The organism is Micromonospora sp. DT44 (assembly GCF_049841635.1).
Taxonomy (GTDB): Bacteria; Actinomycetota; Actinomycetes; order Mycobacteriales; family Micromonosporaceae; genus Micromonospora.
In genome coordinates this window covers 81323-91138 of record NZ_JBNCKS010000028.1, presented here as the reverse complement: position 1 = coordinate 91138, position 9816 = coordinate 81323, and the positions used below count along the sequence as shown (strand labels likewise).

Below are 9816 nucleotides of genomic sequence, written 5' to 3'. Positions count from 1 at the left end.
TATCCAACGCCGTCCGGTATGGACGTTACGCCCGTGTCATCCCCACTCGGCCGCCGAATCTTGCTGAGATCACCTCAATATCGAGTGCGTGCCGGACTCTTGGACGGATTCGTCCGCCCATAGCTCCGCCTCCGTCATCGGCCGATTCGGAAAATCCGCCGCCGATTTGCCAAACTCATACGGCACTGCCCACCAGTAGTCACCGGACTCGAAAACCTGCCGCCGCAGTCCGTCCAGCGCGAGTTGGAGATCCGGCTGATATGCGACGTAGTAGCTCCACCCGGATGCGCCTATGTTGACCCCCTTGATCTTGAAGCAAGCTACTGTAGCCGAAAGGCAGGCTTGCGTCCATCCTCCGCAGCAGCACTGAAGCTTGATCGCCGCACGGCGCGCGGTGCCCGGATTGATTCACGGCGACGAGAGGCCCGGGAGCGAAGAGGCGGAAGCGCCTCAGCGACGACCTTGATCATGCGGCGCAGGTTCCGGATTGTCTGCGCCTCTCCTCATGACTGAGCGAGGAAGCTCTGCCAGGGCCGCAGCAAGATAGGTGTTGCGACGTGCGATGAGGCGTTGCAGGTACGGCCGCAGGATGAGGCTGGCCACGAGAGCACCAACGGGTCCCATCGGCGCGCTGAACTCGATGACATCGCGCATGAGGGTTGCCGAAGGGTCAGCCGGGTTCGGCGTGAAGCTGTGCTCGTGGTGCCATCGGCCGAATGGGCCGCTGATCTGCTCGTCCGAGAAGCCGTGCGGTCGCTGGTAGTCAACGATCCGAACGGTCATCCGCCAAGGAAGGCCGAAATGCCTGGCCTCCCACGTGACGGCATCGCCGGCCTTCAAGCGGCCGGTCGTCATGCCGCCGACCGCCCGTTCGGCACTACTTCCCATCGACTCGGTGTGCAGATCAACATCGAGGCAAGCGTCGAAGACAGCTTCCGGGACTGCCTGGACGTCCGTGGTCAGCTCGATGCGCGGCATGCAGCCACCGTAAGGCCCCGGTCGCGCCACCGGGGCAGCAGGATGAGCACCTGACTACGACGCCGCACCACCAGGTCCGACTACGGCCCGATGGGCGGGTTTACGCTGCTCGCCATGTTCCCTCCCGTGAAGATCGTCTCCGGTGGGCTGGAGATTCGTGAGTTTGGTTCGCAGGACGCGGTTCAGGTGGTGGCATTCGTCGCGGCCGGGGATCGGACGGCACTGCCGCCCGGCTCCCCTGGGGCCGTCGCTGACGTGGACGGGTGGCTGGCTGAGACGGTGCACCAGCGGCGGTTGGACGGCGGGGGTGTGCACCTGGCGATAGTGGAGAGGACCAACGGCGAGATCGTCGGCAGCATCGGGTTGCGGGACACCGACTGGGCGGCTGGACGCAGCGAGATCGGCTTTGGGGGCCGAAAAGGCCGGCTACCAACGGGAGGGCACACTGCGGATGGCCGATTGGGACGGCACAGAGGCGCACGACCTGGCCGTCTTCTCGATGATCGCGACAGATCTTGAGACGGCCGAAGCCGCTCGCTGACCCCCGGGTTCGATATCGGCCCGATCTCTTGTGGAACTGGTCCAGGGGTGATCGCTGCCGCGACCGGCGCTCACCGTACGGGTGGTAACGAGCTGCTCACCCTGCGCCCTTGATTGATGTTCAAAAGATCAGCTACATTCCTCGCGCGGCGGTTGGCACGCGGGGTGTCAACACGGGGCGTCGCGGGTGCGTTGCATCTCGACAAGCCTGTCCGCCTTGCGTCCGTGTGTCTGAGCGACCGTTTCACGGCGCGCTCGCAGCGGAAGGCGGGAACGGTCACCCATGATCCGAGCACAACGCCTCATCTCCCTGTCGGCGGCGGCCCTGATGGCGCTGGCGGCCACGGTTTTCGTCGCCCCTGGCGCCGCCCCGGCGTCCGCTGACCCGGTGCCGTCGCGCTACCCCTACAGCAACCGTGACGTCGGCTTTGCCGAGGTCGGCTTCGACTTCGCGACTCCGGGTGGGATCGGCGACCATCTGGACCGCATCCAGTCGTTCGTCCCGGGCCGCACGCCGATCATCAGGGGATGGACCGACTTTCACACGTACGCGTCGAAAGACGACACGGGTGCCATCACCATGAACTTCGACCACCTCGACGAGGTGGTGATGGAGGCGCACCGCAAAGGCATGCGACCGCTCGTGACCCTGTTCGGCTCGCCCTCCTGGCTCAACGGCGGCCACTATTGGACGGAGCAGCCGAACCAGGACCCGCCCGAGACCTGGTTGCCGACGGACAGCGAGGGCTGGAAGACGCTCGTGGACCTGACGGTGCAGCACTACGGGCCGCCGCCGGGCTCGCCGCCCGGCACCCCGCCCATCGTCGACGCCTTCGAGATCTGGAACGAGCCGAACATCGACGGTTTCGGCAAGTACGACGGCGTGTACGGCGACGACGGCGTCATTCGGCCGGGGGACGGGCGCTACGACCCGGTCGCCGACGCGACCGCGACGCTGGCACGGTACTGGGAGCTGGTCAAGATCGCTTCCACGGAGATCCGCACAACGTGCGGCCAATGCTATGTGCTTGCCGGTGGGTCGGCGGGGCTCGGCGCGATTCACGGCGACGCGACGAGGTCACCGTCGGCCTGGCTGGACTGGGGGTACGCCCACGGTTACAAGGACACCTTCGATGCGGTCGCCCACCATCCGTACTCGGAGATGAACGACGCCCCGGAAACCCCGAAGTGTGGCGCGCCCTGGGAGAACCTGTTCGGACCGCCGGCCGATGACACGCCCGGGCAGATCTGTGGTGAGCTCGCCGCGGTCCGCGACGTGATGGTGCGGAGGGACGACGCGGGCAAGAAGATCTGGGGCACCGAGTGGGGCTACGGGCTGACATCCACGAATCCCGCCTGGTGGTGGTCCATGAAACGAGACCAGATGGTCAAGGGCGTCCGGATGTGGCAGGCGCAGGACTACACCGGCCCGCTCGTCCTGTTCTCGTACCGCGACTCCGACAAAAACCCGTACGGCATCGTCGAGGAGCAGGGCTTCGTCAAGAAGGACCTGGCGCTCTACGACGACATGAGCCTGGCGTTCACCAACCCCGACCTGCGGGTGCCGTTCAAGTCGCAGGGCGGGATCGGCGGGTACGACCTGTCCGATCCCCGAGACCGGGTGGTGCCGTTCGACTACGAGCACACCGGCAAGCTCGACCACCTGCTGGTCTACCGGCCGGGCACCGGCATCGTGTACGTGCTGCGGCGGAAGGCGACGGTCGGCACCGAGCGGCCCAGCTTCGAGACGGTGTTCAGGTCCACGAACGGGATCGGCGGCTTCAATCTGAGCAGCACCAACGACCAGATCATCAGCTACGACTTCGCGCACACCGGCCGGCAGGACTACCTGGTGCTGTACCGGCCAGGTACGGGCGTGGTGCACGTCGTCGGCCACGCGTCGGACGGCAGCTTCTGGCCGGTGTACACCTCGACCAGCGGCATCGGCGGTTACGACCTGTCGTCGCCGAAGGACCGGCTCGTGGCCTACGACTACGAGCACAGCGGCAAGCTCGACCACCTTGTGGCGTACCGGCCCGGCGACAACGTGCTGTTCATCCTTCAGCACAGCGCTGCGGGGCCGTTCACGACGGTCGTCGGGTCGCATCAGGGCATCGAGGGCTTTGCCCTGACCAACCCGAACGACCAGGTCATCGCCTACGACTATGCGCACACCGGCAAGCAGGACGCCCTGCTGCTGTACCGCCCCGGCGCCGGGCTCGTCACCATCGTCGGGCACGCGGCCGGCAACACCTTCTGGCCGCACCTGATCTCGTCCAACGGCATCGGCGGCTACGACCTCGCCGACCCGCGGGACCGCATCGTCGCCTTCGACTATGCCCACACCGGCATGGCCGACCACCTCGCCGTCTACCGACCCGGCACCGGCTACCTGGACGTGGTGCGGCACGACCCCACCGACACGTACTCGGCGGTTCACGTCTCCCACCTGGGCGTCGGCAGCGTCGGCTGGTTCGACCTGCGCAACGCCCAGGACCGGATCGTCCCCTATGACTTCGGGCAAACCGGCAGCGCGGACCACCTGCTGCTGTACCGGCCCGGCGGGCGCGCCGTCACCATCGGCACGCGATAGGACCTGCCTCGGGGCTGCGTAACCGCCGATGTCGATACGCCCTGCGATGGTTCGGCAGGTCGCACCGCCTGTCTGTTGTGGCCGTTCGCAGCGCCGGCAGGCCCTGTGATCGTGTTGATCGATAAGGTTGTGGAGCCCGGCCCGCCCGTTCGGGGCCGTCAGAGTCGGGAGGCGTGGAGCAGGTTCCCGAGCGCGCCGGTGGGGTCGTGCAGCCGATCGAGCTGTCAGACGGCGTTGCCCTACGGTGCCGGTTGGGTTCGGGTCATTCGTACGTGACGAGTCCGGCGCGCTGGGCGAGGAGGGCGGCCTCGGTCCGGTTGGTGCAGCCGAGCCGGGTCAGGACCCGCGAGACGTAGCCCTTGATGGTGGCTTCGGTGAGGTGCAGGTGGGCCGCCAGTTGAGCATTGGCGGCCTCTTCCCACCGCATCCCCGTATCGGCGATCAGCTCGACGAACAGCCGCGCGTCGACCCGGTCCGGGAACATGCGGTCGAGCGCGTCGACGAGCGATTGGCCCCTCCACCGGTCGGAAGTCCTGCCCTGCCCGGATGCCCGCCACGAACGCCTGCCACGCCTCTGGACCGACGACGACCTGCTGCTCCGGGCGCAGAGAACTGCGGCGTATCCGGTTCAGGTCCTGGTCGATCCCGACCTCCAGCTGCTCTTCCTTGGCGTCCTGAGGGTGAGGAAGACGCGGATGGTCCGTCATGACCGCACCTGTCCGGTGGGTTGCCCCCCGGCGGGCAGCAGCAGGTCGTGGGCGACGAGCTGCCCGAACGCCTCCGCCCACTCCCGGCACCGCGACCGGACGCGGCAGACCGGGCAGCGACCGTCGACGCCCTGATGCTCGGCGAGGGTCCGCCGCCACCGGGTATCGGGCCCGGCCAGCGCGGGAGCCAGCGCCTCAGCGGCTACGGCCCGCTGGGCCAGCATCGGGGCGGTCACGGTCGCTCACCGGCAGCGGTGGCGGCCAGGACGTCGACGCTGACCAGCAGCTCCCAGCAGAACGCGGCGGTGCAGTCCGCCGTGGGCCAGCTGCACTCCACACCGTGGCCGTACACCCACGCGAACCGCGGGTCGTGGGACTCGTGAATCTTGACGACGACGATGTCGTGGTAGGTCTGGCCCTCGATGCCGGGGCTGGGTTGCCACTCGCGGGGGGCCACCGACACGCGGGTGCCGGGCTCGGGCATGGTCCGGCCGGTCATCGGCTCGGCCGGTCGTGGCCGCTGGCGCGGTGGTGCGCCTGCGTGATGACCCGGGCCTGAGCCAGGAGCAGCCGCTTGGCCCGCTCCTGCTCGGCTTCTTGGATGCGCTGCCCGGTGCCGGGCGGGACGGGCGGCGGGGTCGGGGTGAGCAGCCGCCACAGCCTCTGGACGATGTGCACGGTGTCGCCTCCCTCGCTCTAAGGGGCGCGGCCTCACCGCTCGTGACCGGCGGTTACCGCGTCCTGACCTCAGAGTTCCGGGAGTGAGGTGAGGTTCCCAGGTACCTCGCGTACCAGATTTCACGCACAGGTGGTACGTCGCGTACCAGCAGTTAGGCCGGGCCATCCAGGACCGACCGCAACACCGCCAGCTTCGCCGACAACGCCCGCCGGTGCCCATCCTCGATCGACTGCACGATCTCCCGCGCGTACCGCTGCTGCCGCAGCCACTCCGGAGCAGCATCGCTCAACTGCATCAGTACCCGTGTCGCGTCGACGCTGCGGCCGGTCTCCTGGTACGACCACGCCACGTCGAGCAGGTGACGCTGCCTCGACGACGGTGTCACCTGCGGGGCGCCGGCGACGGCAGCGGACAGCGCGAGCGCCTGGTCGGGCTGACCGGCGATGACGGCCGTCTCTACTTGCATGAGCTGCACGCCTGCGTGGTGGAAGTCGTTCCCGCCGACGTCGACGAACCACCGGTCGGCGTGGTCAGCCGGGCGGACCAGCCGGTCGCCGAGCTGCTGCGCGCCGGCGGCCGCGAGGGTCAGCATCGACCGGGCGTCGTCCTCGCGGGCGTTACGGGCCGCAGCGGCGGCGCCCTTGAGCAGCAGCACCCCCCACGCGGCGAGGTCCCGAGGGGTGGCGGTGGACAGCCGCGGCTCGACGACGTCGGCGGTCCGTGCGGCGAGGGTCTCGACCTCGACGATCCGGCCGGTGCGCAGGAGCAGCCAGCACATGTGCGCGGTGGCCGTCGCCGCGGCGAGCTGGTCGTCGGCGGTGCGCGCATAGGTGGTGGCTCGGTCGAGGGCGATGTGCGCGAGGTCGAGCTGGCGCAGCTGAATGAGGAGCCGCCCGGCGAGCTGGTACGCGTACGAGGCGACGCCCAGCGCGTCCTGGCCGGCGTCGCTGCCGCCGGCCCGGGCGACGAGCGCGTCGGCTGCGGCGAGCATCGGAGGTGTCAGTCCGATGGCGCTGGCGTAGTCGTTGGCGTGGTAGGCGCGGTTGGCGTCGGTGACGAGGCCGCGGACCTGTCCGAGGTGGAGTTCCTCGGCGACGGGTTGGTGCGGGCCGACGACGTGGCCGGTGACGTCGCGTACGGGCGCGAGGGCCTGCCGGATGCCGACGAGGCCGAGCGGTTCGGCGTCGGCTTCGCGCAGGGCCTGCGCCCGGGCCGCGGAGCCCATCAGCCCGGCGGTGTGCACGCCGAGCGCGCGGGCGATCTTGTTGAGCGTGGCGATCCGGGCGCTGGTCCGCTTGTTCTGCTCGAGGGCCTGGATCGTCTCGACGCTGACGCCGGCCTTTTCGGCCAGCTGTTCCTGCGTGAGGGTGGTGGTCTCGTTGCGGATGGCGGCGATGTTGTCGCCGATGGTCGGCTCCATGGTGGTCTCCCCCAGGTAGCGGTCTGGGCGGCGGCCCGCCGACCGCTACAACCGGCGGGCCTGCCAATGTCTGACGGTACCGCAGTGGTGACAGGCTGGCATCGGCTCTGGTACTCAGGTACCGGGGCACCCCGGCGCGGGTGGCCGCTTAGCCTGCGGCGGTGATCTATCCCGGACAGGAGCCGGTCGGCCGTAAAGAGCTGGCTGATCTGCTGCGCGCCCAGATCACATCTGGGCAGCTCAAGGCAGGCGACCGCCTACCGTCCGAACGGGACCTGTCGCAGACATACGACGTCAGCGCGATCACCGCGCGGGCGGCGGTGCAGCAGCTGCGCAACGAGGGCCTGGCCGAGGCGGTGCGCGGGCGCGGCGTGGTGGTCCGAACGCCGGTCGAGGTTGAGCAAGTGATGGTCGAGGTGGGGGCGTGGGTGTCGGCCCGGAATCCCACTCCGGCGGAACGGCGGACGTACGGGGTGCCGGAGGGTGTGCCGCTGCTGGTGGTGACGCACCCGGACGGTTTGCAGGATCTGTACGCCGCGCATCGACACAAGCTGACCTTCCGCGCGGACTGACTCCCCGTTCGGGGCGGTTGATCTACACCGAAGGTAAACGGGTTGTTAACCGTTGACTCCGCAACGTTTCATCATCTGCAAGATGCGGCGAGCTGCGGTTTTCAACCACCGGTCCCGTCCCTGAGACTCCGCCGATGGACATCACAGGGGGACCCCGAGAGGCCGAACCGCCGCGCCGCCGCGCCGCCGCACCGAGTACGGCTACCTGATTCTCGCCGTTGCCGCGCTGACCGCCAATGCCGCCGTGTTCATAGTCAGCCAGCTCGTAAGCTTCGACGTTCCGCAGGGCCTGTACTCCATTCACGCCCGGGCTGTTCGCCGTCGGCGGCTGTGGCTGGATCGTGCGTTCCGGCGACGCGCAGCGGGCGCGCGCCCTCGAAGCCGATAAGAGGGTCCTGCAGCAGCGCCCGGCCGCCACCGAGGAACAGCTCGCGGACGTCGTGTCGCATCTCGCGACGCTGACGGAGCAGTTCGCAGCGCTGGTCGAGCAGCGCGAGGCGGGCGCCCGCCAGTTGCGGCCCACGGGGACGTGCCGGCCTGGCGGCCACATGTACGTGACGGGAACGCAGGGCGAGACGGTCGGCTTCCGCAGAGGCACTGTGGACGGACCGACTGATCCGGCCGGCCTGACCCTGCAGCGGGCACGGGAAGACGGCATCGAGCAGGGCTTCGAGATCGGTTACACAGCGCATCGGGCGGAGATGGGTGTGACCCCGCTTCTCCCCCGCGCTCGACGGCCGCGACTCACGGGCGAGTCATGATCTCTGCCGGCGGATAGGTAAGAGGCCGGCTGGACTGTGTCCAACCGGCCTCTTACCTGCGGTGCAATCTGGTGGGCGATGCTGGTATCGAACCAGCGACCTCTTCGGTGTGAACGAAGCGCTCTCCCACTGAGCTAATCGCCCTCAGCGCCGTTGACTCTACCCGATCGTGGAACCAGACCAAAAATCCGGGGTCAGCGCGCCGCGAGGTACTGCCTCGCCTCGGCCACCACGTCGATGCCGAGGCTGAGCTTGAGGGAGAGCCAGACCACCGCTGCGACGAAGACCAGGCCGACTGCGCCGAGGACGAAGCGCAGCGGCAGTGACTGTCGTCTCACCCAAAGTGTCCAGCCGTGGACGTGCCGGCGGGTGAAGCCGAGCAGTCGGCGGGCCCAGTGGAATTCGACGGCCCAGATGCCGAGGCCGGCGATGACCAGCAGCCAGCCGGGCCCGGGCAGCGGGATGAGGGCGATGCCGATGGTGACCACCAGCGCGCCGGCGATCGCGATGAAGATCTTGAGGGCGATCCGGCCGGTGGGGTTGGCCCGGATCAGGTCGAGCGTGGTGGAGATCCGCTGTCGCCAGTGCGGGCGGCGCGAGGGTTCGCCGACGACGAGGACGCCACCGGGACGGCCCGGCTCGGGCGTCGACCGTCCGGGTCGCTCGGGCTGCTCCATCGGCACGTCGTACCCCCGCTTTTCGGCTGCTCGGACCGCGACGTTCGGCGGGCCCGACGCGGCCACCGGATCCACTGAGGATCGGTTCGTGACCATTTCACCCCCCAGTGTCGCTCGGGCCCGTCACTGCAACGGCCGACTGGACGTTACCGGAGTAAGTCGACGACTGAGCCACCCGACGCCGGGCGGCATCACACACTGGGCAGAACCGGAAATCCTACATGAATGTTCACATTCACGAGGCGCTTCCGTCCCCCTTCCCACCACTGGGTGAAGTCAGCGTATGGCGGAGCGTAGCCAGGAGTAGCACCTGAGTATGGGAAAAGCGGGACACGCGCGTTCCGCAGCGGTGCCGGGGGGAGAACGTCCATGAGTGTCATCCGACCGACGACCGTAGAGGTCGAGACGTCGCTAAGGCTCGTCGCGCCTGACGCCACCGCCTTGCCGGTGCGTGCCAGTCTGCGTTACGACCCTGCTGACCCGTATGCGGTCCATGTCCTGTTCCACGCCGAATCGGCCGGTGGCGAGGCGGTGAGCTGGTCGTTCGCTCGCGAACTGCTGGTCACCGGCCTGGACGAACCGGCCGGCATCGGGGATGTGCGGGTCTGGCCCTGGGCCACACCGCGCGGCGACTTCGTCGCGCTGGCCCTCTCGTCACCGGATGGCAACGCCCTCTTCGAGGTGCCGCGCAGCGTCCTGGTGCGATTCCTTCGACGGACGTACGTCGTCGTCCCGCGCGGCCGCGAGGCCGAGCACCTGGACGTCGACACTGCGGTGAACCGGCTGCTCGCCGGCCGCTGACAAGGGCAACACCGGGGCCGCGCGGATCTGCCGAGTCCGCGCGGCCCCGGCACACCCACCCCAGGGGGTACGACCACAGCCCGACCCG

12 protein-coding genes and 1 tRNA gene are annotated in these 9816 nt (G+C 68.7%); 5 read left to right on the top strand and 8 right to left on the bottom strand.

Annotation, left to right across the window (positions count from 1 at the left end):
• Window positions 1-450 precede the first annotated feature (450 nt).
• Window positions 451-978 carry an SRPBCC family protein gene (locus ACLQ25_RS17880; protein ID WP_425731979.1) on the bottom strand — a complete coding sequence of 176 codons (528 nt, stop codon included), beginning with the start codon at window positions 976-978 and terminating at the stop codon, window positions 451-453.
• A 114-nt stretch (window positions 979-1092) separates the two neighbouring features.
• Here ACLQ25_RS17880 and ACLQ25_RS17875 point away from each other — a divergent pair, with 114 nt between their 5' ends.
• Both ACLQ25_RS17875 and ACLQ25_RS17870 read left to right on the top strand, forming a co-directional pair.
• Window positions 1093-1497 (top strand): GNAT family N-acetyltransferase, encoded by a 405-nt coding sequence (locus tag ACLQ25_RS17875; RefSeq protein WP_425731978.1) that lies wholly within the window; start codon window positions 1093-1095, stop codon window positions 1495-1497.
• Between the two features lie 304 nt (window positions 1498-1801).
• Entirely contained in the window at window positions 1802-4111 is a 2310-nt protein-coding gene (locus tag ACLQ25_RS17870; RefSeq protein ID WP_425731977.1) for a hypothetical protein, read from the top strand.
• Between the two features lie 262 nt (window positions 4112-4373).
• Here ACLQ25_RS17870 and ACLQ25_RS17865 read toward each other — a convergent pair whose 3' ends face one another.
• The 5 genes from ACLQ25_RS17865 to ACLQ25_RS17845 all read right to left on the bottom strand — a co-directional run bounded on the left by ACLQ25_RS17865 (window position 4374) and on the right by ACLQ25_RS17845 (window position 6917).
• Complete coding sequence (locus ACLQ25_RS17865; protein WP_425731976.1) at window positions 4374-4595, bottom strand: response regulator transcription factor; 222 nt, start codon at window positions 4593-4595, stop codon at window positions 4374-4376.
• Window positions 4596-4814: 219 nt separating this feature from the next.
• Window positions 4815-5054 (bottom strand): hypothetical protein, encoded by a 240-nt coding sequence (locus ACLQ25_RS17860; RefSeq protein ID WP_425731975.1) that lies wholly within the window; start codon window positions 5052-5054, stop codon window positions 4815-4817.
• Complete coding sequence (locus tag ACLQ25_RS17855; RefSeq protein WP_425731974.1) at window positions 5051-5317, bottom strand: hypothetical protein; 267 nt, start codon at window positions 5315-5317, stop codon at window positions 5051-5053. The genes ACLQ25_RS17860 and ACLQ25_RS17855 overlap by 4 nt, the downstream gene beginning before the upstream one ends.
• Window positions 5314-5496: a hypothetical protein gene (locus tag ACLQ25_RS17850; RefSeq protein ID WP_425731973.1), complete on the bottom strand. Its 183-nt coding sequence runs from the start codon at window positions 5494-5496 to the stop codon at window positions 5314-5316. The genes ACLQ25_RS17855 and ACLQ25_RS17850 overlap by 4 nt, the downstream gene beginning before the upstream one ends.
• Before the next feature lie 152 nt (window positions 5497-5648).
• Window positions 5649-6917: a helix-turn-helix domain-containing protein gene (locus tag ACLQ25_RS17845; protein WP_425731972.1), complete on the bottom strand. Its 1269-nt coding sequence runs from the start codon at window positions 6915-6917 to the stop codon at window positions 5649-5651.
• Window positions 6918-7078: 161 nt separating this feature from the next.
• Between ACLQ25_RS17845 and ACLQ25_RS17840 the strand changes: the two genes are divergently transcribed.
• Complete coding sequence (locus tag ACLQ25_RS17840) at window positions 7079-7489, top strand: winged helix-turn-helix domain-containing protein (RefSeq protein WP_425731971.1); 411 nt, start codon at window positions 7079-7081, stop codon at window positions 7487-7489.
• A 341-nt stretch (window positions 7490-7830) separates the two neighbouring features.
• Window positions 7831-8250, top strand: a complete 420-nt coding sequence (locus tag ACLQ25_RS17835; RefSeq protein WP_425731970.1) for a hypothetical protein — start codon at window positions 7831-7833, stop codon at window positions 8248-8250.
• A gap of 69 nt (window positions 8251-8319) precedes the next feature.
• On the opposite strand, the gene ACLQ25_RS17830 is transcribed toward ACLQ25_RS17835, so the two are convergent.
• Window positions 8320-8394, bottom strand: a tRNA-Val gene (locus ACLQ25_RS17830).
• A 50-nt stretch (window positions 8395-8444) separates the two neighbouring features.
• Window positions 8445-9002 (bottom strand): TIGR02611 family protein, encoded by a 558-nt coding sequence (locus ACLQ25_RS17825; protein WP_425731986.1) that lies wholly within the window; start codon window positions 9000-9002, stop codon window positions 8445-8447.
• A gap of 294 nt (window positions 9003-9296) precedes the next feature.
• On the opposite strand from ACLQ25_RS17825, the gene ACLQ25_RS17820 reads away from it, so the two are divergent.
• Window positions 9297-9728 (top strand): SsgA family sporulation/cell division regulator, encoded by a 432-nt coding sequence (locus ACLQ25_RS17820; RefSeq protein WP_007457244.1) that lies wholly within the window; start codon window positions 9297-9299, stop codon window positions 9726-9728.
• Window positions 9729-9816 lie beyond the last annotated feature (88 nt).

Bases quoted from the DNA above. Each gene is read 5' to 3' on its own strand.
- ACLQ25_RS17875 (WP_425731978.1), top strand. From the start codon at position 1,093: ATGTTCCCTCCCGTGAAGATCGTCTCCGGTGGGCTGGAGATTCGTGAG.
- ACLQ25_RS17855 (WP_425731974.1), bottom strand. From the start codon at position 5,317: ATGACCGGCCGGACCATGCCCGAGCCCGGCACCCGCGTGTCGGTGGCC.
- ACLQ25_RS17820 (WP_007457244.1), top strand. From the start codon at position 9,297: ATGAGTGTCATCCGACCGACGACCGTAGAGGTCGAGACGTCGCTAAGG.
- ACLQ25_RS17865 (WP_425731976.1), bottom strand. From the start codon at position 4,595: ATGTTCCCGGACCGGGTCGACGCGCGGCTGTTCGTCGAGCTGATCGCC.
- ACLQ25_RS17880 (WP_425731979.1), bottom strand. From the start codon at position 978: ATGCCGCGCATCGAGCTGACCACGGACGTCCAGGCAGTCCCGGAAGCT.
- ACLQ25_RS17845 (WP_425731972.1), bottom strand. From the start codon at position 6,917: ATGGAGCCGACCATCGGCGACAACATCGCCGCCATCCGCAACGAGACC.
- ACLQ25_RS17870 (WP_425731977.1), top strand. From the start codon at position 1,802: ATGATCCGAGCACAACGCCTCATCTCCCTGTCGGCGGCGGCCCTGATG.